The 21,831-nt window shown below is 49.5% G+C and carries 34 protein-coding genes and 1 pseudogene; 4 read left to right on the plus strand and 31 right to left on the minus strand.

The features are described 5' to 3' along the window. Window positions 1-278 precede the first annotated feature (278 nt). Window positions 279-965 carry an ImmA/IrrE family metallo-endopeptidase gene (locus tag NG833_RS17855; protein WP_254566634.1) on the plus strand — a complete coding sequence of 229 codons (687 nt, stop codon included), beginning with the start codon at window positions 279-281 and terminating at the stop codon, window positions 963-965. A gap of 599 nt (window positions 966-1,564) precedes the next feature. Next, window positions 1,565-2,224 (plus strand): hypothetical protein, encoded by a 660-nt coding sequence (locus NG833_RS17860; protein ID WP_254566635.1) that lies wholly within the window; start codon window positions 1,565-1,567, stop codon window positions 2,222-2,224. A 212-nt stretch (window positions 2,225-2,436) separates the two neighbouring features. Here NG833_RS17860 and prfA read toward each other — a convergent pair whose 3' ends face one another. The 8 genes and pseudogenes from prfA to rpsK form a co-directional block, all read right to left on the minus strand. Next, window positions 2,437-3,540: a peptide chain release factor 1 gene (gene prfA, locus NG833_RS17865; RefSeq protein WP_254566636.1), complete on the minus strand. Its 1,104-nt coding sequence runs from the start codon at window positions 3,538-3,540 to the stop codon at window positions 2,437-2,439. Between the two features lie 124 nt (window positions 3,541-3,664). Further along, window positions 3,665-3,907, minus strand: coding sequence for a 50S ribosomal protein L31 (rpmE, locus tag NG833_RS17870; RefSeq protein WP_254566637.1), 243 nt, complete (start codon window positions 3,905-3,907; stop codon window positions 3,665-3,667). A gap of 224 nt (window positions 3,908-4,131) precedes the next feature. After that, a complete protein-coding gene (gene rpsI, locus NG833_RS17875; RefSeq protein ID WP_254566638.1) occupies window positions 4,132-4,545 on the minus strand; it encodes a 30S ribosomal protein S9 in 414 nt (137 codons plus the stop codon). Continuing rightward, complete coding sequence (gene rplM, locus NG833_RS17880) at window positions 4,545-5,000, minus strand: 50S ribosomal protein L13 (protein WP_254566639.1); 456 nt, start codon at window positions 4,998-5,000, stop codon at window positions 4,545-4,547. Before rplM ends, rpsI begins: the two co-directional genes overlap by 1 nt. Before the next feature lie 118 nt (window positions 5,001-5,118). Next, window positions 5,119-5,943, minus strand: coding sequence for a tRNA pseudouridine(38-40) synthase TruA (truA, locus tag NG833_RS17885; RefSeq protein WP_254566640.1), 825 nt, complete (start codon window positions 5,941-5,943; stop codon window positions 5,119-5,121). 100 nt (window positions 5,944-6,043) lie between these two features. Beyond that, a complete protein-coding gene (rplQ, locus tag NG833_RS17890) occupies window positions 6,044-6,394 on the minus strand; it encodes a 50S ribosomal protein L17 (protein ID WP_254566641.1) in 351 nt (116 codons plus the stop codon). 150 nt (window positions 6,395-6,544) lie between these two features. Next, window positions 6,545-7,495 (minus strand): DNA-directed RNA polymerase subunit alpha, encoded by a 951-nt coding sequence (locus NG833_RS17895; RefSeq protein ID WP_254566642.1) that lies wholly within the window; start codon window positions 7,493-7,495, stop codon window positions 6,545-6,547. 212 nt (window positions 7,496-7,707) lie between these two features. After that, window positions 7,708-8,058 (minus strand): annotated as a pseudogene (rpsK, locus tag NG833_RS17900) (30S ribosomal protein S11); the annotation flags it as partial. On the opposite strand from rpsK, the gene NG833_RS30995 reads away from it, so the two are divergent. Further along, window positions 8,044-8,136 carry a hypothetical protein gene (locus NG833_RS30995; protein ID WP_375293925.1) on the plus strand — a complete coding sequence of 31 codons (93 nt, stop codon included), beginning with the start codon at window positions 8,044-8,046 and terminating at the stop codon, window positions 8,134-8,136. The pseudogene rpsK and the gene NG833_RS30995 overlap by 15 nt on opposite strands. 57 nt (window positions 8,137-8,193) lie before the next feature. Here NG833_RS30995 and rpsM read toward each other — a convergent pair whose 3' ends face one another. From rpsM to rpsE, 7 genes are all read right to left on the minus strand, one after another. After that, complete coding sequence (rpsM, locus tag NG833_RS17905) at window positions 8,194-8,577, minus strand: 30S ribosomal protein S13 (RefSeq protein ID WP_254566644.1); 384 nt, start codon at window positions 8,575-8,577, stop codon at window positions 8,194-8,196. Between the two features lie 100 nt (window positions 8,578-8,677). Next, window positions 8,678-8,791 carry a 50S ribosomal protein L36 gene (rpmJ, locus tag NG833_RS17910; RefSeq protein ID WP_006618079.1) on the minus strand — a complete coding sequence of 38 codons (114 nt, stop codon included), beginning with the start codon at window positions 8,789-8,791 and terminating at the stop codon, window positions 8,678-8,680. A 114-nt stretch (window positions 8,792-8,905) separates the two neighbouring features. Then, window positions 8,906-9,130, minus strand: coding sequence for a translation initiation factor IF-1 (infA, locus tag NG833_RS17915; RefSeq protein ID WP_008191178.1), 225 nt, complete (start codon window positions 9,128-9,130; stop codon window positions 8,906-8,908). A gap of 254 nt (window positions 9,131-9,384) precedes the next feature. Continuing rightward, the gene (locus NG833_RS17920) at window positions 9,385-9,942 is read right to left on the minus strand and encodes an adenylate kinase (RefSeq protein ID WP_254566645.1); all 558 of its coding nucleotides are present in this window, start codon (window positions 9,940-9,942) and stop codon (window positions 9,385-9,387) included. Next, the gene (gene secY, locus NG833_RS17925; protein WP_254566646.1) at window positions 9,942-11,252 is read right to left on the minus strand and encodes a preprotein translocase subunit SecY; all 1,311 of its coding nucleotides are present in this window, start codon (window positions 11,250-11,252) and stop codon (window positions 9,942-9,944) included. Before secY ends, NG833_RS17920 begins: the two co-directional genes overlap by 1 nt. A 70-nt stretch (window positions 11,253-11,322) precedes the next feature. Then, window positions 11,323-11,784: a 50S ribosomal protein L15 gene (gene rplO / locus NG833_RS17930; RefSeq protein WP_254566647.1), complete on the minus strand. Its 462-nt coding sequence runs from the start codon at window positions 11,782-11,784 to the stop codon at window positions 11,323-11,325. A gap of 52 nt (window positions 11,785-11,836) precedes the next feature. Further along, window positions 11,837-12,361: a 30S ribosomal protein S5 gene (gene rpsE, locus NG833_RS17935; RefSeq protein WP_254566648.1), complete on the minus strand. Its 525-nt coding sequence runs from the start codon at window positions 12,359-12,361 to the stop codon at window positions 11,837-11,839. Between the two features lie 15 nt (window positions 12,362-12,376). Between rpsE and NG833_RS30490 the strand changes: the two genes are divergently transcribed. Beyond that, window positions 12,377-12,502 (plus strand): hypothetical protein, encoded by a 126-nt coding sequence (locus NG833_RS30490; RefSeq protein WP_256556047.1) that lies wholly within the window; start codon window positions 12,377-12,379, stop codon window positions 12,500-12,502. Between the two features lie 6 nt (window positions 12,503-12,508). Here the strand turns inward: NG833_RS30490 and rplR are convergent, their stop codons facing one another. The 16 genes from rplR to rplC form a co-directional block, all read right to left on the minus strand. Next, on the minus strand, window positions 12,509-12,871 hold the full coding sequence (gene rplR, locus NG833_RS17940) for a 50S ribosomal protein L18 (RefSeq protein WP_254566649.1): 363 nt from the start codon (window positions 12,869-12,871) through the stop codon (window positions 12,509-12,511). 3 nt (window positions 12,872-12,874) lie between these two features. After that, window positions 12,875-13,414, minus strand: coding sequence for a 50S ribosomal protein L6 (gene rplF / locus NG833_RS17945; protein WP_254566650.1), 540 nt, complete (start codon window positions 13,412-13,414; stop codon window positions 12,875-12,877). 116 nt (window positions 13,415-13,530) lie between these two features. Then, window positions 13,531-13,932: a 30S ribosomal protein S8 gene (gene rpsH / locus NG833_RS17950; RefSeq protein WP_015148983.1), complete on the minus strand. Its 402-nt coding sequence runs from the start codon at window positions 13,930-13,932 to the stop codon at window positions 13,531-13,533. A gap of 25 nt (window positions 13,933-13,957) precedes the next feature. Further along, on the minus strand, window positions 13,958-14,503 hold the full coding sequence (gene rplE, locus NG833_RS17955; protein WP_254566651.1) for a 50S ribosomal protein L5: 546 nt from the start codon (window positions 14,501-14,503) through the stop codon (window positions 13,958-13,960). Between the two features lie 101 nt (window positions 14,504-14,604). Next, on the minus strand, window positions 14,605-14,958 hold the full coding sequence (rplX, locus tag NG833_RS17960; protein WP_254566652.1) for a 50S ribosomal protein L24: 354 nt from the start codon (window positions 14,956-14,958) through the stop codon (window positions 14,605-14,607). Next, entirely contained in the window at window positions 14,959-15,324 is a 366-nt protein-coding gene (gene rplN / locus NG833_RS17965; RefSeq protein WP_015148980.1) for a 50S ribosomal protein L14, read from the minus strand. Window positions 15,325-15,342: 18 nt separating this feature from the next. Further along, window positions 15,343-15,594 carry a 30S ribosomal protein S17 gene (gene rpsQ, locus NG833_RS17970; RefSeq protein ID WP_015148979.1) on the minus strand — a complete coding sequence of 84 codons (252 nt, stop codon included), beginning with the start codon at window positions 15,592-15,594 and terminating at the stop codon, window positions 15,343-15,345. An 11-nt stretch (window positions 15,595-15,605) separates the two neighbouring features. After that, on the minus strand, window positions 15,606-15,830 hold the full coding sequence (rpmC, locus tag NG833_RS17975) for a 50S ribosomal protein L29 (RefSeq protein WP_015148978.1): 225 nt from the start codon (window positions 15,828-15,830) through the stop codon (window positions 15,606-15,608). 4 nt (window positions 15,831-15,834) lie between these two features. Further along, window positions 15,835-16,248 (minus strand): 50S ribosomal protein L16, encoded by a 414-nt coding sequence (rplP, locus tag NG833_RS17980; RefSeq protein WP_015148977.1) that lies wholly within the window; start codon window positions 16,246-16,248, stop codon window positions 15,835-15,837. A gap of 244 nt (window positions 16,249-16,492) precedes the next feature. After that, window positions 16,493-17,227, minus strand: a complete 735-nt coding sequence (gene rpsC, locus NG833_RS17985) for a 30S ribosomal protein S3 (protein ID WP_254566653.1) — start codon at window positions 17,225-17,227, stop codon at window positions 16,493-16,495. Window positions 17,228-17,324: 97 nt separating this feature from the next. Next, on the minus strand, window positions 17,325-17,687 hold the full coding sequence (gene rplV / locus NG833_RS17990) for a 50S ribosomal protein L22 (RefSeq protein ID WP_015148975.1): 363 nt from the start codon (window positions 17,685-17,687) through the stop codon (window positions 17,325-17,327). 113 nt (window positions 17,688-17,800) lie between these two features. Next, complete coding sequence (gene rpsS / locus NG833_RS17995; RefSeq protein ID WP_254566654.1) at window positions 17,801-18,082, minus strand: 30S ribosomal protein S19; 282 nt, start codon at window positions 18,080-18,082, stop codon at window positions 17,801-17,803. Between the two features lie 119 nt (window positions 18,083-18,201). Beyond that, window positions 18,202-19,065 carry a 50S ribosomal protein L2 gene (gene rplB, locus NG833_RS18000; protein WP_015148973.1) on the minus strand — a complete coding sequence of 288 codons (864 nt, stop codon included), beginning with the start codon at window positions 19,063-19,065 and terminating at the stop codon, window positions 18,202-18,204. A 109-nt stretch (window positions 19,066-19,174) separates the two neighbouring features. Then, a complete protein-coding gene (locus NG833_RS18005) occupies window positions 19,175-19,483 on the minus strand; it encodes a 50S ribosomal protein L23 (RefSeq protein ID WP_015148972.1) in 309 nt (102 codons plus the stop codon). Continuing rightward, window positions 19,476-20,108 carry a 50S ribosomal protein L4 gene (gene rplD / locus NG833_RS18010; protein ID WP_254566655.1) on the minus strand — a complete coding sequence of 211 codons (633 nt, stop codon included), beginning with the start codon at window positions 20,106-20,108 and terminating at the stop codon, window positions 19,476-19,478. Before rplD ends, NG833_RS18005 begins: the two co-directional genes overlap by 8 nt. Before the next feature lie 62 nt (window positions 20,109-20,170). Next, window positions 20,171-20,812: a 50S ribosomal protein L3 gene (gene rplC, locus NG833_RS18015; RefSeq protein ID WP_015148970.1), complete on the minus strand. Its 642-nt coding sequence runs from the start codon at window positions 20,810-20,812 to the stop codon at window positions 20,171-20,173. Between the last annotated feature and the right edge of the window lie 1,019 nt (window positions 20,813-21,831).

Consider the following 21,831-nt stretch of genomic DNA (forward strand, 5'->3'; position numbering starts at 1 on the left):
AAAAAATAAAACCTTCAAAAAACCCGCAGGCTCAAGCCTGGGGCTACACGGACAAAGCGGTGCCTGCGCGGGCTAAAAGAGCCTTGTTAGGTGCGATCGCATCAAAGCAAGGATGATTTATTTGTTGGAATCCCCTAAGTGGTCTTTGGCGAGAAGTTCAGGAAGAATTTTCTGATCCAGAATCAACTCGATATCGTCGTTGTGAAGCTGAACTCGGGTTTGATCCGGACGAGTGTCCGGAAAGTGTTATCAATGATGCGTTGCATCTCAACCGGCAAATGGGAGACTCTACATTTTCTGAAGTTGCTCCTGCCTACAGTCAAGAGCTCTCTGAAGCGAAACCCCTAAGCGCCAAAATTGCGGATATCATGGAAGAACCAGGATTAGATGGAAAACCCGAAGTTGCGGGTTATGATTTTTCTAGTTCACCCTCAAAAGCGCCTTGGCAAAAAGCAAAAGAAGTTGGATCCTATTTACGGAAACAGATAAATATTGGAGAAAATCCAGTTAATGACGCAATACTGTATGATTTGCTGGGTTTGCAGAAATCTGAATATGAAGCATGGACTCCTGCAAATCGGCAGCCTGTTTCAATTGCTGTTCCATTAGAGACAGAGCGATTTAAGTTTTATCCGAGAAAAAAACACCCGATCGCCAAACGATTTGAGTTGGCGAGGTTTGTCGGTGATTACTTACTCTACAGCAATCACGGGAACTCATGGCTGGCAAGCACAGACCTTAGAACCACAAGACAAAAGTATCAACGGGCTTTTGCTGCAGAATTTCTTTGTCCTCTCATGAGCTTGCAATCTTACTTAGATAATGACTATTCCGAGTCGGCTATAGAGGATGCTGCTGTCTATTTCAATGTCAGTCCAAAGACAGTGGAGTCAATCCTTGCCAATAATGGCTTAATTGTGGTTCCTCAGTCAATTCATGATTTAGAAACTAGCCTTCCCTATTAGGTTGTATTCGATAGAGGCATCTAATTTAGAATCTGTTCGGAAAGCCTCAAACATTTGCAATCTTTAAAGTTAGAAGCCCAATGTAGAGGCGATTCGCGAATCGCCTCTACATTGGGAACGAATTTTCAAAATCTGCGGGCTAAAAACTGAGTTTCTGTAACATCCATTACCCTATTAAGTTTTCCAAAAATTTCTGCAATTCATCAGCCTATCCCAATCAGAATAAGCCTAATTTTTATCCCGTTTGGTATCTATTTTTACCGTTAAACCTCAAAGGTTTCTAAAAATTGTTGAAAATAAATTAGATAACCCAAATAAAAAAAATTGCTATTTTTTAGTAAAAAAATATACGGACAGGGATGGAAATCTCGGCAAATATAAGTAGGAAATTCCACACTTACATTCAGCCCAAATTGTAGCAAGTCTGCCATTTGGAGGATTTCATCCAGACCAAAAGAGATTAAGAATTGAAAAGGGGACTGGCTACGATCGCCTTTAATCCCCACGGATCATCGATCCGCGCCACCCCCTGTTTAACCCGGTATCAAAAAGCGAGATCGGCAGAAAATGACCTAAGAAATTAGCGGAGGAACCGAATCATGTACGAGCGAACCCTTGCCAACTTTTCCAGTAGACGAAGACAGACCTCTCCTGGCTTCAAAGCGGCCCTAGAGCGCCACAGTCCAGGATGGATACCTAGGGATGGACAGGAATCCACCGATCGCCAGCGTACACTCAAAGAGGCGATCGCCCTGTATCACTCCACCGATCGCCAAACCACTCGCTTTTTAACCACCGTTTTACAGGAAATGGAGCAGGTCCAGGGCAACCCTACCGCCCTCTACCCCACCTTGGCAAGGCATGACGAACTCCTCAGCGATCGCTTTGCTGAACGTCTCTCTCGGGTTGTCATTGGCATTTTGCCGACCCTCAGCCAAAAACGAACCCTTGAGTTAGCCACAGTCCTGGTTAATCTAGGCGGCCAGATTTGGAACTATTCCGAAGGGAAAAAAGCCGACTTTATCGAAATTACGATCGCCTGTGGTGAAACGGCCCTCCCCCTATTTCCCTGCGATCGCCTCCAATCCCAACGATGGGGAGCCACCCATGATAATCTCGCTTTGGCCTATAGTGAGCGCTTACAGGGCGATCGCATCGATAATCTCGCCCGGTCCTTCTCTCATTATCAACAGGCTGCTAAAGTCTTTATCCGTCACCCCTTTCCCCAACAGTGGCGACCCCTGCTTTCCCGACCCTAAAACCATTGGGGCGCTCTCCAAATCCAGTGGGTCAGCCTTCTGAATTAGCCCGCGCAGGCGGGCTTCGTCCGTATAGCCCCAGGCTTTAGCCTGCGGGTTTTCTGATGCGATCGCCCCCAACAAACACAAAAAAGCGAGAACCCAGTTCTCGCTTTTTGCTTCAGACATAGCCAATAATTGGCTTCTATATCACAAAACGGTTAATTTGTCAACTACACTGGCATCGTCGTCGAAGCCGCCAATTCCTCTAACCGTTCCTGCTGATCCTGACTGATGCAAGATTGAATCACTTCCTCGATATCCCCTTCCAGGGTACTCATCAAGGTAAAATTCTGACCCAGGCGGTGATCCGTAACCCGGTTATCCTTGTAATTGTAAGTGCGAATCTTTTCCGATCGCGCACCAGTTCCCACCTGCGATCGGCGCATCGAAGTCACCGCTTCCTGTTGTTCAGCCAACTTCAAATCGTACAACTTCGCCCGCAGAATCTGCATCGCGCGTTCCCGGTTTTGAAGCTGCGATCGCTCCTCCGTACAGAAAATCCGGATCCCCGTCGGCTTGTGGAACAAATCCACCGCAGTCTCCACCTTGTTAACGTTTTGACCCCCAGCGCCACCCGATCGCGCCGTCGTCAATTCAATATCCTTCGCGTCAATCTGGACCTCAACCTCATCCACCTCGGGCATTATCGCCACCGTCGCCGTAGAGGTATGGACTCGACCCCCACCTTCAGTAACCGGCACCCGCTGGACCCGATGCACTCCCGCTTCAAACTTGAGCTTGCTATAAACTTGCTCTCCCTGAATTTCCAGGATAGCCTCTTTAAATCCACCCATATCCGCCGTGGACTCGCTCAACATCTTCACGCGCCAGCCTTGAGTTTCAGCATAGCGCGAGTACATCCGCACCAAATCCCCCGCCCAAATACTGGCTTCATCTCCCCCAGTTCCAGCCCGAATTTCTAGCATGATATTTTTATCATCATTCGGGTCCCGAGGCAGCAGCAAAATCTTCAGCCGGCTTTCAAGCTGGGTTAATTGCTCATCCAGTTCCGCTACTTCCAAGGCTGCCATCTGTTGCAATTCAGGGTCGCTACTCGCTTCCTTGAGGACCTGCCTTGCGCCGATTAACTCAGCTTCGGTATTTTTCCAATTTTCATAAGTATTCACCACTTCCTCCAACGAGGAACGGGCTCTCGCCACTTTTTGAAACTCGTTCGGGTCTCTGGCGATATCGGGGTCCGCCATCCGTCGAGTCAATTCGTGAAAAGTTTGTTCAACAGATTTTAATTTATCGAGTAGATAAGTTTCGGCCATAGAGCAGTCCTCAGTCTAGAGAGTAGGGGATGGGTGGATCTCTAGCGGTTAGCTGGTTAAACCATAGCAAATCAGCAAAACATCAATTTGCTACTCCTCACAGCTAACAGCTAAAATACCCGGGCTACTTCTTAGTATTTTGACCGCCGTCTCCACTGGTCGAGGTCATCCCGTACTTCCGACGGAAGCGTTCAATCCGTCCTTCAGTATCAATCACCTTTTGGGTGCCGGTATAGTAAGGATGATTTCCGGACCAGACATCTACATGAATTTCCGGCTTTGTCGAACCCACGGTCATCACAACTTCACCGTTGCAAATGACTTTAGCCTCTGGATACCATTCGGGATGAATTCCTTGTTTTGGCATGGTTTTGTTCTCCTTGAACCCGTCGCTTGTTCTGTTTTATTTTAGCTTTCTGTGTCATTTGTCATTTGTCATTTGTCCTTTGTCATTTGTCCTTTGGGAAAGACCCACACCCAATGACCGTTGACTAATGACCGTTGACTAATGACCAATGACCAATGACCAATGACTAATGACCAATGACCAATGACCAATGACCAATGACCAATGACCAATGACCAATGACCTTACCGTTTGGAGTATTGAGGGGCCTTCCGAGCTTTGCGGAGACCGTACTTTTTCCGTTCTTTGGCACGAGGGTCCCGGGTTAGATAGCCTTCCACTTTGAGGGGATGGCGATTTTCAGGATCGAGTTCGCACAGCGCACGAGCGACGCCTAAACGAATTGATTCCGATTGTCCGGTTAACCCACCGCCTCGGACATTCACTAGCACGTCATATTCATTTTCCAGTCCGAGGGTTTCCAGGGGGGCTTTGGTTGCACCCAGATACCCAGCGTTGTACTGAAGATAGATTTCTGCTGTTTTGCCATTGATGGTTACAGTGCCGTTACCCGGAACCAGGCGCACCCGGGCGACGGAAGATTTCCGACGGCCCGTTCCCCAATACATAACGCGGCCACTTTGTTGCATTCCTTGCATTAAGAATTACCTCCTGGAATAGTGTTGATGGTCAAAGTTTCAGGTTTTTGAGCGGCGTGAGGATGCTCGCTCCCGGCATAGACATTCAACTTGGTGAACAACTGTCGCCCTAAGCTATTTTTAGGCAACATTCCCTTCACCGCTTGCTCGATGATTCTCTCGGGCAAGCGATTTTGGAGTTTGGCAAAGGTTTCGGTTTTCATACCGCCCGGTCTACCGGAATGACGCCGGTAGAGTTTTTGGGTGCGTTTTTTGCCAGTGACTTCAATTTTTTCAGCGTTGACCACAATCACGAAATCACCTGTATCCATGTGAGGGGTATAGGTGGGTTTATTTTTACCGCGCAGGATGCGAGCAATTTCCACAGCCAACCGGCCCAGACGCTGGTTGGCGGCATCGATGACATACCACTTTTGCTCGATGGAGCCTTGTGGTGGAACGTAGGTTTTGTTCATGGTTAGTTTGTAGGTATCAGTTGTCAATGAGCTGGGCTAATGGGGTGCAATGGAGGCGGTGGCCTCTAATGATGCCCCTTGCTTCGCCGGACCTTGGACTGAATATTGAATGAAAGCTCTATGGCAGCTTCATAACGGAGGGACTCAGGACAAACTCTGGCATCGTATCCCACCAAACTTCAGGGGGAAAGGGAGACTCAGGGTAGGCCACTCGCAATAAGCATAGACCCTGGGCGGGTGCTGCATATTTAACTTCGGAGCGACGCTCATTCACCCATAGGTCTTTAAAGGATGAAGGGTCTCGCTCCGATGTCCCGACTTCAACCAGCAAGCCAACCAGTAGCCGCATCATCCCATAGAGGAACCCATTGGCTTGCACTTCGATCTGAACGAATGGACCCTGGCGATCGCATTTGGCTTCCTGTACCTCTACCCAGGAATGCTGGCGCTGCGACCCAGCCCGGTGAAAGGCTGCCAAATGATGATGACCCACCAAAGGGTTCAGAGCTTCTTGAATCAAGGATTCATCCAGGGGTGCATAATAATAATGCCAAGAAAACGGGCGCACGAACAAGTTAGGTTGCTTGTCGGTATAGAGGATGTATCGATAGCGACGGGAAACCGCCGAAAATCGAGCGTGCCACTGGGAGTCTACCGCCGCCGATGCCCGGATCAAAATATCGTTGGGGAGACGGCTATTGAGGACCCCCGCCCATCTTTCCGGTGGAATCGGACTACTGGCTTCAAAATGAGCCATTTGAGCGGCGGCATGAACCCCTGTATCCGTTCTTCCGGCAGCAATTACGCGAGTGGGTTGGTTGAGGACCCCGGCCAGTACGGTTTCGATTTCCTCCTGTACCGTCCTTTGGTTTGGTTGCCGTTGCCACCCATGAAAATGAGTGCCCAGGTATTGAATGACCAGGGCAATTCTTTGGGTCAGCATCGTAGGATTGGAGGATGGATGGGAAACATGAGGGTTTAGCGCGAAGATTTTAGAGTTAATAAAGACTAAAATCTGGGCGTCTAAAAATCCTGAGATTCGCTTAGACGAGCTCGATAATTGCCATGTCGGCATTATCTCCCCGGCGGGAAACGGTTCTCATGATTCGAGTGTAACCGCCTTGGCGATTTCCATATCTCTCTTGAGCTTTTTCAAAGAGGGCATGAACGAGCTGTTTATCATACACATAACCCATCGCTTGACGACGAGCGGGTAAGGACCCATCTTTGGCTAGGGTGATCATCCGTTCAGCTTCGGAGCGAACGGCTTTAGCTCGAATTTTAGTGGTCGTGATGCGACCATGACGAAGTAGCTCGGTAGTCAGCGCTCTAAGCAAAGCTTTACGCTGATCTGCTGGCTTACCTAATTGTGGAACGCGACAACGGTGGCGCATAATGAAGTATCAACGATGTAGGTTGAACGATAAAGGATGAACTATAAATTATAAGCGCTTGACTGACTTTAGGGAAGTCAAAAGTGTGAAGTGTAAAGGATGAAGTCAGAGGGTTTCAGACTTTACACTTAACACTTGACACTTTGCCGCTTAAGTGCTGGTTTTAGCTGACTTTTCTTGGGGCAAGGTAATCCCTAAGCGCTTTTGCAAGGCTTCGATGACTTCTTCTGCCGACTTTTGACCAAAGTTTTTGATTTCTAAGAGATCTTCTTGACTGTAGTCTAGGAGATCTGCGACTGAGTTAATTTGCGCCCGTTTGAGACAGTTATAAGCTCGCACGGAAAGTTGCAATTCTTCAATCGGAATTTGACTGGTCGGGTCGGCTTCGGTCGGCGATTCTTCGAGCATTGACTCGATCGTGATATCTTTGAGTGGAGAAAACAGATCCACTAGGATGCTGGCGGATTGGCTGAGTGCCTCTTGGGGCGAAATCGAGCCATTCGTCCAGATTTCCATAATCAATCGGTCTTTCTCCAAAGAGCCGCCCACCCGTGCATCTTCAACGGTGTAGTTGACCTTGCGAACGGGCATGAATACAGCGTCTATCAAGAGAAAGTCTAAAGCCGCGTTTTCATCTCGACTCCGGTCCACTGCTCGATATCCTTTGCCCTTTTCCACCCGAAATTCCATTTCTAAGGTGGAACCCTCGGCAACGGTGGCTATATACTGGTTGGGATCGATCGACTCGACCTCTGAGGGTAAATCAAACCGACCTGCCGTTACCGTTGCGGGACCTTGAACCAGTAAGCGTCCGATTTGCGGTTGGGGTGAGTAGCTTTTGAGGACGACTTCCTTCATGTTCAGTAAAATTTCCAGAACATCTTCTCGAACGCCCTCAATTGTGGCAAACTCGTGATTGACACCGGCAATTCGGACTGCGCTTACGGCTGTCCCTTCCAAGTTAGAAAGTAGCACTCTGCGGAGGGCATTACCCACCGTCGTGCCTTGACCCCGTTCTAACGGTTCCAGTAAGAATTTTCCATACTGGGACTGGTCTCTTTCAGTGTTTGACTCTACACACTCAATCTGAAACTGCGCCACGGAGTGACCTCCCTTCTCCTCGATCCATCGAAGGCCAGTTTAGCCTCCCTCGTTTAATGCTGACTCGCTCCTCATTGACTGAGGATTTGACCATCGCTCGGAGTGATGAGTCAGGATTTTTTAGGTTGAAATCCTTCATCTCCACTTAATCCTGATGTCCGAATCTTTGTTGTCTGACTTCGTTTTTTTTCAAGGCTGCTATAGGCAAATGTTTAAACTCTACGTCGCTTGGGTGGACGGCAGCCATTGTGCGGAATTGGGGTGACGTCCCGAATCAAGGTGATTTCTAGGCCCGCACCCTGGAGGGCACGAATGGCGGTCTCTCGGCCTGAACCGGGACCACTGACCATGACCTCAATTTGACGCATTCCCTGCTCAACTGCACGGCGTGCTGCATTCTCTGCTGCGGTTTGAGCGGCAAAGGGAGTTCCTTTTTTGGCCCCTTTAAAGCCACTAGAGCCACTGGTTGCCCAAGAAATTACTTCTCCGCTGGGATCGGTAATCGTGACAATGGTGTTATTAAAGGTGGACTGAATGTAACCCACTCCATTAGGTACATTCCTTTTTTGCTTTCGCGAGCCAGTTTTTTTGCTTGTTTGTCGCGCCATATCGATCGCAATTGTGAAGGTTTAAATGATTGAGACTCAGTAAGAAGTTCGGCTCGATGAAGCCGAACCTGATTCGAGATTGAATCGTTCTTACTTCTTGGAAGGGGCTTTTTTCTTGCCTGCCACGGTGCGCCTTCCACCTCGACGGGTTCGCGCATTGGTCCGAGTTCTTTGTCCGCGTACTGGGAGTCCCATGCGATGACGGCGGCCCCGATAGGTGCCGATGTCCATCAAACGCTTGATGTTCATGGCCTCTAAGCGTCTGAGATCCCCTTCGACTTCGTAATTTTTTTCTAAGTCTTCCCGGAGAGTGGCGACCTCGGCGTCGGTTAAATCTTTGACTCGGGTATCGGGATTGACCCCGGTCCGCTCCAAAATTTGCTGGGCTCGCGTTGGCCCAATTCCATAAATGTATCGTAGACCTATCTCAACTCGCTTATCGCGAGGAAGATCTACTCCGGCAATTCGTGCCACGCTCGTTCTCTCCCTCTACTGGTTAGTATGTTTTGACAACTGTGAGCAATTCTAAAGGCCAGAATTTAGGGCATTTAGAATTCATTGGATGGGTTTTGATCTAACCCTGACGTTGTTTGTGCTTTGGATTGGAACAAATCACCATGACTCGACCGCGACGACGAATGACGCGGCACTTCTCGCAAATCTTCTTGACGGATGCTCGAACTTTCATTTCTCTTTGAGCAGCGCTACAAACTTCATATTATATCAATTTTTGTCAGAAATGACAAAAATACGACCGACTTGTTTTTATCAGGATTTTTAGGGATAAGCAAGAGCAGAATCCTTACTTCTTACGAAGACGGTAGGTGATGCGACCTTTGGTTAAGTCGTAGGGGGTCAGTTCTACTTTGACGCGATCGCCGGGAAGAATTTTGATGTAATTCCGGCGAATTTTCCCCGAGATGTGGGCGAGTACGTTAAACCCATTGTCTAGGTCTACGCGAAACATCGCATTCGGTAGGGATTCAGTCACTGTCCCTTCCATCTCGATTAGATCTTGTTTAGCCAAGTTGTTTTTACCTCAATGCTAGAAATACAGTCAACAGCGCTCGGGCGAGCCATCCCGATTCAGATGGCGATCGCACTGCTAGAGATTTTTCACGAATAGCTGAGTGAACAGCCCGTTACATATCTTAGCAAAAATAGCGCCAGCTCGACCCAGGCACGGGGGAAGTTACACCAGTCAACGAAGAGCGGAAACAGCAGCGATCGTAACTGGGTAACTCCGGCATTTGAACCCCATTTCCCGGTGGCATTTGTTTTTCAACTGGTGACTACTTTTTTCAGAATCGCCGCCACTGCCTCAATAGGCGAATTGCCATTGATAGCAATCAGCCGACCCCGCTCTCGATAATAGTCAATCACCGGAATCGTTTGGGCATAATACACCCTTAAACGACGGGCAATTGTCTCATCCCCATCATCGCTGCGTCCTCGGCCATGTAACCGATCAATCAACTGTTTGTCGGGGACTTCCAAACTAATGGCTGACTTACACTCTTGCTGAATATCATCCAAAAGATGATCTAAAAACTCAGCTTGAGGCACATTCCGAGGAAACCCATCCAGAATCCATCCCGTTTTAGTTGCATCCGGTTGAGTCAGGCGATCGCGAATCAAGTCTAACAGCAGCGAATCCGGGACCAACTCCCCACGCTCCATATACTCCTTAGCCTGATTGCCCAAATCAGTCTGTTGCTCAACAGCGGCCCTCAATATATCCCCCGTTGAAATATGAGGAATATGATGAGATTCGGAGAGGATCTGAGCTTGAGTTCCCTTCCCCGCTCCAGGAGGACCCAAAAAAATTAGTCTTGTCACTATTGCTTCACCATTCCTTCATAGCGCTGGGAGATCACATAGGTTTGAATTTGTTTGGCCGTATCGATCGCCACCCCCACCAAAATCAGCAGAGAAGTTGCTCCAAACCCCTGGAAAGTCCGCACACCCGTGGCACTTTCTACAGCAGTTGGGACGATCGCCACCATCCCCAGAAAAATAGCTCCCAAAAACGTTAATCGGTTCAGGACCCGCTCCACATATTCCGTCGTCGCCCGTCCTGGACGAATCCCGGGAATACTGGCCCCCATTTTTTTCAAATTTTGAGCCATATCTACAGGATTCACAATCAATGAAGCGTAGAAATAGCTGAAAAACAGAATTAACGTCAAATAAAACGCCACATAAACCAAAGGAGCAGGACCATTGGGACTCAAATAAGACGAAATGGTAATCATTACGTCATTTTTGGTAAATTGAGCCAAAGAAGCCGGCAGAATTAACACCGCCGATGCAAAAATGATCGGCATCACCCCCCCTTGATTTAACCTCAAAGGAAGATAGCTACTTTTCTCCCGATAAAGCTTCCGTCCGACCTGACGACGGGCCGAAATAATTGGAATTCTTCGGGTCCCTTCTTGGACAAAAACAATCCCAACAATCGTAATTAAAAAGACCAAAGTCAGAATCAAAACCGGACCGACAATCGCTTGGTCTTCCCGAGCCAGAGCCAGAGTTTGACCCAAAGAACTGGGAAGAACCGCCACAATATTGACAAAAATCAATAAAGAAGCGCCATTGCCCACTCCGCGTTCCGTAATCAACTCAGATACCCACATCACAAACATCGATCCAGTGGTCAATGCCACCGCAGTTTGGACATAGAATAAAACACCCGGATCCGGGTTTTCGGCAAACGCGCCAACCCATAGAGCAATGCCGGTACTTTGCAGCAATGCCCATCCTAGGGCGACATAACGAGTAATCTGAGAGATTTTCCGCCGACCTGCTTCCCCTTCATTTTTTTGTAAATCTTCTAAAGAAGGGAGAGCGGCAGTCAGTAATTGCATAATAATGGAGGCATTAATATAAGGCAGGATCCCTAGGGCAAAAATCCCTAAAGCTCGCAAGCCACCTCCAGAAAACAGGTCCAAAAAGCCAATCAGCGGACTGCCATCAATATTGGCCTGAAATCTCGCGCGATCGATACCAGGAACTGGAATCCAAATGCCTAAGCGCACCAAAACTAACATACCAATGGTGAGGAGCAGCCGACCTCGCAGGCCCGCTGCTCTAGCCATCTGCATGAAAGTCTCCTGAGCGGTTGGTGCTTTATCTCGACTAACAACCATTAAGGAGTACCTCTACTGTTCATTGCAGCGCTCCGTGTCCTTGTCTAGGATAAATGCCCTTGCGGTCATATCACCTGACAGATTTGGCATCACTGGTTTCACAAGTTCCACCGGCAGCTTCGATCTTGGCTTTGGCCCCTGCGGTAAAGGCAGCAGCTTTCACATTTAAAGGAACATTCAGTTCCCCATCTCCCAAGATTTTCAGCGGCCCATCATTGGTGGTGACAATGCCCGCTTCCATCAGAGACGCTAAGGTCACTTCACTGTTAGCGGCCAATGATGCCAACTTACTTACGTTAATCGTAGTGTATTCTTTGCGATTGACGAGGGGAAAGTGCTTGAGCTTAGGCAAACGGCGGTACAGGGGCTGTTGTCCCCCTTCAAACCCAGGACGGGTGCTACCCCCGGCTCTCGCTTTTTGACCTCTCATCCCTTTACCGGCGCTGGCCCCTTGACCGGCAGATATCCCGCGAGCCAAGCGCCGTTTGCGTTTTTTAGACCCGGCTTTGGGTCCTAGTTCATGTAGTCTCATTTTTCTCCCGGTGTGTCTGTAACTTGACTCGGTTCAAGCTGTTGGCGATGGATTAGGCGTACAGCTTGTCAATTGCAATGCCACGCTCGTCAGCGACTTCAGACAAGGTTCGCAGACTGACTAGGGCATCGATCGCCGCTCTAGCATTGTTCAGGGGGTTGTTAGACCCCAACTGTTTGGCGAGAATATTGCGAACTCCGGCTAATTCGAGGACGGTGCGCACAGCACCCCCGGCAATTACCCCGGTCCCAGGTGCGGCGGGACGCATCATCACTTTAGCGCCGGTGGCACTGCCATTGACGCGGTGAGGAATGGAGTTAGATTTGGTCAAGGGCACTTCAATCAGGTGCTTTTTGCCATCGGCGACGCCTTTTTTAACGGCGCTGATCACGTCACTGGCTTTACCCACACCGACTCCGACTTGACCGCGTTCGTTACCGACGACGACGATCGCCCGGAAGCTGAGTTTTTTACCGCCTTTGACGACTTTAGTAACCCGGCGAATCTGCACGACTCGCTCTTGCCAATCTGTTTCTTTTTCCCGAGTGCGGGCGTTTTTTTTACGACGTTCTGCCATAGTTTTTTGTCAGGAATGATTGTTGCTATTCGTTCGGTGTTGGTGCGTTTGCCGATTCGCTCGGTTTGGATCGCTCTGGTGGGACGAGATTATGCCGTGCGAGATGGCAACGCGCAACTGCCGAAACTTAGGCGACTTTAGAACTTTTTAGAACTCTAAACCCGCTTCACGGGCCGCTTCTGCTAGGGCTTTAACCCGACCGTGGTACAGGTTACCGCCGCGATCGAAGACGACTTTTTGAATGCCTTTTTCCCGGGCGCGATCGGCGATCAGTTTTCCGACTTTGGCCGATGCGTCACAAGTGGCTCCCGTCTCTAATTCGGCTTTCAATGCCGGATCGAGGGTGGATGCAGCCGCTAGGGTTTGGTGTTGGCTATCGTCAATCACCTGAGCATAAATATGCTGGTTAGAGCGAAATACAGATAACCGAGGACGTTCTGGGGTGCCGATGACCCGACGTCGCACGCGCCGATGACGGCGTTCAATAGATTCACTGCGAGTCAGTTTCATAGTTTATTTCTTCCCTGTCTTCCCTGCCTTGCGTCTGACTTGTTCGCCTGCATAGCGAATTCCCTTACCTTTATAGGGTTCGGGGGGACGGACGTCCCTAATTTTGGCGGCGGTATTGCCGACAATTTCTTTGTTGATGCCGGTGACAATCACGTTGGTGTTGTTTTCAACGGCGACAGAGATGCCTTCGGGGGGGTTGATTTCCACGGGGTTGCTATACCCGACGTTGAGAATCAGGTTGCGCCCTTGGACTTGAGCGCGATAGCCCACCCCTTGAATTTCCAGTCGTTTTTGAAATCCTTCCGAGACGCCCTGAACCATGTTGGCGACCAAGGTGCGGCATAATCCATGACGTTGACGGGCGGCACGAGATTCGTCCCGACGCTTGACTTCGATGGTTTCGCCTTCTTGTGCCACGATGACTTCGGCGGGTAGATCTCGGGAAAGTTCACCTTTTGGCCCCTTAACGGAGACCTTCTGCCCATCAATGGATACAACGACTTTGGCCGGTATATTAATGGGTCGCTTACCAATACGAGACATAGTTTTCCTCTTTCTTTACTTGTCGAGATTTAAGCCGTAAGGTCAGAATTGAAGGGGGCAGGGTGCTGCTTCCCCTTGCAGTGGATTCAAGACCAATTCACGGGCAAAATCTCAAACTACCAGACATAGCAAAGCACTTCACCGCCTACACCTTGACGACGGGCGTCGCGGTCGGTCATGATGCCCGATGAGGTGGAAATGATGGCAATTCCAATGCCGCCTAAGACGCGAGGGAGTTCTTTCCGATTGGAATAGACTCGCAACCCGGGCTTACTGACCCGTTTTAAGGCTTTGATAATAGGTTGACGATTTTTGCCTTTGTATTTCAAGGCGATCGCCAGTTTTTTATCGACCCCTTCCCCAACTTCTTCAAATTCAGCAATAAAGCCTTCTTCTTGAAGAACTTTGGCAATGGAACGGGTCATGTTTGTGGATAGAACTTCTGTTTTTTGGTGCCGTGCTAGGCTTGCATTGCGGATGCGTGTTAGCATGTCTGCAATCGTGTCGTTAGCCGCCATTTTTCGCTCCTTATTCCCCTGTTAATTATCCTTCTTTGAAGGGCATTCCCATTTCTTTGAGTAAGGCGCGGCCCTCTTCATCCGTTGTTGCCGTTGTGATGATGGATATGTCCATACCCCGAATTTGGTCAATCCGGTCATACTCTACTTCTGGAAAGATTAATTGTTCTCTGACGCCCAAGGTGTAATTGCCTCGTCCGTCAAAGCTTTTGGGACTAATGCCGCGAAAGTCCCGAATCCGAGGTAGTGCTAAACTGATCAGGCGATCGAGGAAAGAATACATCCGATCGCCCCGGAGGGTGACCATCATTCCCACAGGCATTCCTTGACGGATTTTAAAGCCTGCGATCGCTTTTTTCGCCCGCGTCACCACGGGTTTTTGTCCCGCAATTGTAGCGATTTCGGTCAAAGATGATTCTAGCGCTTTCGCATTGCTAGACGCTTCCCCTAAGCCTCGGTTAATGGTGATTTTCACCACCTTGGGCACCTGATGGATATTTTGGTACTTAAACTGTTCCATCAGTTTGGGGACGATCGTTTCTTGATACCGCGTTTTGAGTTGAGTAGCCATGAGTTTTACATCCTTATCCCTGGTCTTGGTCAGGGATTCCTTATTGCTGAAGATATAGAGCGGTGGGGTAGGGCAAGAATCCCTTCCCCTTCGTCCCTTGCCTAATCAATAATTTCCCCGGTTTTTTTGAGCATTCGCACCTTCCGTCCTTCTTCGGTGAAGGTGTAACAAATCCGGCTTGCCACTTTTTCCTTTTCAGAATAAAGCATCACATTTGAGCTGTGAATTGGAGATTCAAACGTCTCAATGCGACCTGATTCTCCTTCTTGCTGAGGTTTAACGTGCTTTGTTTTCACGTTAACGCCTTTCACAATCACTGTGCTCTTGGTCGGAAAGGTTTTCATGATTTCTCCAACCTTTCCTTTTTCTTTCCCGGCAATAATCTGCACCGTATCGCCGGTTTTGACGTGCATTTTATAGCGCGTCAGGGCAGTGTTCCGTTGTTTTTTAGCCATTTACAGCACCTCCGGCGCTAAGGATACGATTTTGGTGTAATTTTTGTCGCGCAATTCGCGAGCAACGGGGCCAAAAACGCGGGTTCCCTTGGGGTTACCATCGGGGTTCACAATCACGGCAGCATTGTCATCAAAGCGAATGCTCATCCCACTATCACGACGTAATCCTTTGCGGGTACGCACTACAACAGCGCGCACCACATCAGATTTTTTAATCGGCATATTGGGAATAGCATCCTTGACAACGGCGATGATCACGTCACCAACACCGGCATAGCGTCGGTTGCCCCCGAGGACGCGAATACACATTAACCGTTTAGCACCGCTATTATCGGCAACGTTGAGATACGACTCTTGTTGAATCACCTTCAGTCTCCGTGGTTCTTAGATTTGGGTGGCACTATTGATAATCTCAATCACTTGCCAATGTTTCGTGCGACTGAGGGGGCGAGTTTCCTGGATGCGGACGCGATCGCCCTCTTTGCATTTGTTTTCCTCATCATGCGCTTTGTAGCGCTTGGTTTTGACGACAATTTTGCCGTACTTCGGATGAGGGCTTCTATTCTCGATCGCCACAACGACGGTTTTATCCATCTTGTCGCTGACCACTACACCAACTCTTTCTTTAACTGCCATGTCACTTACTCCTATTCGGCGGCGGCGGATTCGGCATTAGCCCGTTTGCGTGCGCCTTCCAGTGTGAGCAACTGAGACAGTTGGTGTCTCTTGTGCTTGAACAGGTGGGTCTTTTCCAACCGGCGCGTAGCTTTTTGCAGTCTGAGGGTAAATAATTCCCGCTTCAGGCTCAAAATCTGCTCGTTGACTTCCTCATCGCTCAAGTTTTCAATGTCTGACATTTTTGGAAACGCCATTCTCTTACTCCCCTTCGCGTGTAATGAACTTGGTTTTAATCGGCAGCTTGTAATCCGCCAACCGCATGGCTTCCCGAGCAGTTGCTTCCGGAACGCCACCAATTTCAAACATAATCCGACCGGGTTTGACCACAGCCACCCAAAATTCGGGAGACCCTTTACCGGAACCCATCCGGGTTTCTGCCGGACGCATGGTTACGGGTTTGTCTGGGAAGATGCGAATCCAGATCTTGCCACCCCGACGGATATACCGGGTCATGGCACGACGGCTGGCTTCAATTTGGCGGGAGGTAATCCAACAAGGTTCTAACGCTTGTAAGGCGAATTCACCGAAGTTAATTTCATTACCCCGAGTCGCCAGTCCTCGCATCCGCCCGCGCTGTTGCTTGCGAAATTTCGTTCTTCTAGGACTTAACATGATGTCGTAATCGGTAATGGTTCATAGAGCGCGTTAGGGAAGCGATCGCGGGCGGGTGAACCCGGACTACCGCTAGTTCAAGCGTTCGCTCCCTACCAAAAGCTGAATCTCTTACCGTTCTCTAAAACTTACTCAAACTTAATCATTTGATGTTTAGTTCCTAGCTTGGATCTTCGCAGACCTTTCCATCACTAGGCTTACACGGCTGAACTATCCGCGTTTTCCAAGTTAATTCTTGAATCTCTTACCCTTCATTAGACCGGTCTTCAAATTGCTGACGGCGTTTTTTGCCGCCTCGGGGCCGAGGACCTGCACTCGCTGCTGCGGTGGCCTCCAGTTCTTGTCCGGGAATGATTTCTCCCTTGAAGGTCCACACTTTGACGCCGAGAATCCCATAAATGGTACTGGCAGTGCGGTAGGAGTAATCAATATCGGCGCGTAAGGTATGCAGAGGCACTCTGCCTTCGCGAGTCCACTCGGTCCGAGCAATTTCTGCCCCGTTAAGGCGTCCACTGACTTGGACTTTGATGCCTTCAACACCGGCTTTTTGCGCCCGTTGAATGGCTTGCCGCACGACGCGACGGAAGGAAACCCGTCGTTCGAGTTGGCTGGCGATGTATTCAGCAATCAAGGTTGCATCGGCATCCACTCGGGCCACTTCCACAACATTGATGCGGATTTGGCGGTTGCTGCCCAGCATTTCTTGCAGTCCGGTCCGTAAGGACTCGATACCACTGCCACCGCGACCCACAACCACGCCCGGGCGGGCGGTGCGAACTTCCAGGTCGATCTGATCGGCTTTGCGCTCGATCCGAACGTCGGAAATGCCCGCGTTGTTCAGGGTGCTGTGGACATACTCGCGAATTTTGTAGTCTTCTTCTAAAAGTTCGGGGTAGCGATTGCTATCCGCGAACCACCGGGAGCGGTGTTCTTTGGTCACACCAAGCCGGAAACCCGTTGGGTGTATTTTCTGTCCCACGTTCTGTGCGTCCTCTACTTACCGTAAAAACTAACCCGTGTTTCGTAAACCGTAAAGTCAAGACTTTGGCTCACTTGGCACGTTTACGTTTGCTGTTCTATTCGTCGTCAAGCTCGGGAGCGACGGCAACGGTGATGTGACAGGTCGGCTTGCGAATCATGTAAGCCCGTCCCTGCGCCCGAGGCCGGAATCGCTTGAGAACCGGGCCACCATCGGCATAAGCTTGAGAAACCCATAAGGTGGCTGGATCGAGTCCGCTGTTATGCTCTGCATTGGCTGCTGCCGATCGCAGAACTTTACGAATTGGATCGCAAGCCCGATAGGGCATGAATTCGAGGATGATCAGCGCTTCGCGATAGGAGCGACCTCGAATTTGGTCCAGGACTCGCCGTACTTTGTACGGAGACATCCGAATATAACGCGCGATCGCTTTGACTTCTGTTGAGGTATCAATAGCCATAGTTTTCTCCGTTGTCCAAAGTCCTTTGTCGTTTGTTTGTTGTCCCTTGTTGTTATTAAAGAACCTTTAACATCAGACTCCGAACTAGCGATGCGGGCGCAAGCATTGCGCCCCTACCGTCGTTGACTTTTTTTATCGCCTTTGGCGTGTCCCCGGAAGGTCCGAGTCGGGGCAAATTCCCCTAATTTATGTCCGACCATTTGTTCGTTGATATAGACCGGCACGTGCTGACGTCCGTTATGGACGGCGATCGTGTGACCGAGCATATCGGGAATGATGGTCGAAGCTCGTGACCAAGTTTTAATGACCTGTCTGTCGCCTTTCGCATTCATTGCTTCGATTTTACTCAGCAAGTGATCGGCTACAAAAGGTCCTTTTTTCAGCGAACGACCCATAAGTCAGTTGTCTCTCTTTGTCTGTGAAAATCTGAGAAATCAGTGTTCCAAAAATGAACCCAGAAGAATTAAAGAATAAAGTGTTAATTCGTTTATTCTCAACTCTCTTGTCTTGATGATTAAGACTGCCGACCGCCCTTGCCGCGCTTGGAGGTTTTCCGACGCTTGCGGACGATTAAGGCGTTACTTAATTTTTTCTTCTTGCGGGTCTTCCCACCTAAAGCCGGTTTACCCCAAGGTGAAACTGGCCCACTTCTCCCGATCGGTGCTCGTCCTTCACCCCCACCATGTGGGTGGTCTACGGGGTTCATGACGCTGCCTCTAACTTCGGGACGACGACCAGACCAACGTTTGCGGCCCGCTTTACCGAGGCTGATGTTTCTAACATCGATGTTGCCGACTTGTCCGATGGTGGCGTAGCACTCTTTGCGGAACATCCGAACTTCACCGGAGGGTAATTTCAGGGTGACGAAATCCCCTTCTTTGGCTTGCACCTGAGCGCCAGAACCGGCTGAACGCACGATTTGACCGCCGCGACCCGGTGTCATTTCTACGTTATGGACGACAGTACCCAGAGGCATCTTTTCCAAGGGTAGGGCGTTGCCAACTTCGATGGGTGAGTCGGGTCCGGAGATGATATGAGTGCCAACTTGTAATCCTACGGGATGTAGGATGTAGCGCTTTTCACCATCCTGATAGAAGAGGAGGGCGATCCGAGCGTTACGGTTGGGGTCATATTCGATTTCAGCAACTTTGGCGGGAATATTATGTTTATCCCGACGAAAGTCGATTTGCCGATAGAGGCGTTTGTGTCCGCCCCCACGATGACGGCAGGTAATTACCCCGCGATTGTTCCGACCTTTTTTCCGGTGCTTTGACTTGGTTAGGGATTTTTCGGGAGTGTCGCGGGTGATTTCGTCAAACTCGGAGACACTGTACTGGCGTGTGCCGGGAGTGTAGGGCCGATAAGTACGGATACCCATAATTTAAAGTTTTGGTAACACTGCTTGATTTGCCATTGAATCCCAGATGCACTTGGTGCAAGTCGAGTGGGGATGTTGGGTAACCTCCCACTCCTAATCTGGGCATTCGTTACACTTCTGGGAAGAAAATGTTTTGTAGGGAATCACCCTCGGCTAAGGTTACGATCGCTCTTTTGTAATGAGGCTTATACCCGACAAACTTCCCGACTCTGCGCTTTTTCGGGGGTCTGTGCATGGTATTGACGCTAACTACCTTGACCTCAAATAGGTGTTCGATCGCCGCTTTGATTTGCGGTTTGGTGGATTTGGCATCCACATCAAAAACATATTTGTTCTGCTCCATCAGCAGGGTCGCTTTTTCGGTGACGATTGGAGTCCGCACCAAATCGGCCAGCTTTCTGAGATTATCTTCAGCCACCGTAGACCTCCTGAACTTTGGCGAGTGCTGCTGCTGTGGTTACGATTTTGTCAGCGGCAACGAGGTCGTACACATTTAACTGGTTGACGGCAATCAGTTTGATGTTTTCGACGTTGCGTGCTGATAAATAAACGTTGTCGTCTCGTTGGTCAACGATTAACAATACTGAGGAGTCTGGCTCGACACCCCACCGGGCGATCGCACTGAGGAGATCTTTGGTCTTCGGACGGGGCAGTTTATCTGCAAATTCCTCGACGACGATCAAGTCTTCGCTGCGGCTGATGAGCGCTGTTCTCAAGGCAAGTCTACGCTCTTTGCGATTCATTTTTACGTCATAATCTCTGGGTTTGGGTCCAAAGATGACGCCGCCGCCTCTCCATAAGGGAGAACGAATTGAACCGGCCCGCGCTCGGCCTGTTCCTTTTTGTCTCCAGGGTTTTCTACCCCCACCTCTGACTTCCGCCCGGGTTTTGGTCGATGCCGTTCCCTGACGCCCCTGGTTCAGTTGACGAGTTACCGCTCGATGAACGATATGCTTGGCGTTCTCTTCAGAAGCGACTCGCAAATCGATCGTCGCTTCGGCAACTTGTTCGCCTTCCCAGTTTCTGACTACACAATTAACCATATCTCTCTATTCCCGTTTTCTATGCTTTATGAATGGGGAATTCATTCTTTCTCACCGGGCTGCTATTTAGCACGGCCCACATAATTGGCTGGCTTAATATTAAGTAGTGCACCGGGTTTTCCCGGAAGTGCGCCCTTAATCAGCAGCAGGTTCTTTTCCGCATCCACTCGCACAATTTCTAATTTGCGAGTCGTGATTTGGCTTCCACCTAAACGACCGGCCATACGTTTCCCTGGATACACGCGACCCGGAGTCGTCCCTGCACCTGTAGAACCGGGGGCTCTATGGTTTTTGGAACCGTGGGACATGGGTCCGCGTTTGAAGTTATGCCGTTTTTGATATCCGGCAAACCCCCGACCGATGGTGATTCCGGTCACGTCTACAATCTGGTTAGCAGTGAATCCTTCTACGGTCATCTGCTGTCCCAGTTCAAAGCTGCTGACATCATCGATGCGATATTCACGCAGGTGACGCAGCGGAGGCGCTGATGATTTGACGAGGTGTCCCAATTCCGGCTTATTGATGGCCTTGGTGGTGGTTTCGCCATATCCGACCTGAATGGCACTGTAGCCATCGGTCTGTTTTGATTTGATCTGTGTTACGGTGCATGGTCCCGCTTGGACGACGGTGACGGGGATTGCTCTCCCTTCTTCGTCAAAGACTTGGGTCATGCCGAGTTTTGTGCCCAGAATACCGACAGCCACGGGTTTATGGTCTCCCCTTACTTAAGCACTACAAGTTTCTCGGATCGTGATGAGTTCAATTAAGAGCTCGGATCCGAATCGGGTTTCGACGCCAAACCAGTCCAAAGTTTGCCTCCAACATCACAGCAGGAGACAGTCAGGCTTTTTTGTCCTTTGTCCTTTGTCATTTGTCCTTTGTCATTTGTTATTGATGACCAAGGACCAGTGACCAAGGACCAACGACTTAGGAAGCCTTTAACTACCTTTGGGCTAGTTTGATGAGTTGGTCCGTTAGGGTGAGCGGTTGCTCGTTTGTGTTGCCTTTGACCGCACAGACTTAAGCAATGGTTTACTCAGTATCTCTGCGAGGCACTCGATCGCTCTAGCTGGTCAGATATCGTTTCGGACTGCGAACCTGCTAGGGGCGATCGCAACTAAATTTAGCTTTTCTCAACTTTCCGAATCAGGAGTAGTTGTCACTCTGTTGGTCTGGACTAACCACTATAGCGCAAAATCGGCTTTTGGGCCGCACTGGGTTTCCAATTTGAGAGCTTGGGCTTAAATTTAGCGACAATTTAATACTATAGCGGATGTTAAATCCCTTGTCTAGTCCGAATTGAATAAAAATCCCAGAAATTTTTTATTTTTTTTGTGGGACCCCGGATTTGAGGTCAGAGAGCCATGACACAGGGTCATTGGTCATTGGTCATTAGTCATTTGTCCTTTGGATTGTTGAATACTTAGGACAAACAAACCACAAAGGACCAGGGACCAGGGACCAATGACCAGGGACCAATAACAAATGACCCGAATCCATTCTAAACCCTCACCGGGATTAAACTATACTTGTCAAAGCCTGATTTCGGCAGCAGTAGAAAGAGAAACGGGGCTTACGCATTTTGGGAAAGCAAACGCGAAATAATGTAGAGGCGATTCGCGAATCGCCTCTACATTTAGGTTAGGTTCTCAAAATTAGCCCTGTCAAGGTGTATTGAGTTGTAGGGGCGCAATGCTTGCGCCCCAAGGGCGCAAGCATTGCG

Source organism: Oscillatoria sp. HE19RPO, from assembly GCF_024220515.1.
Taxonomy (GTDB): Bacteria; Cyanobacteriota; Cyanobacteriia; order Cyanobacteriales; family Laspinemataceae; genus Laspinema.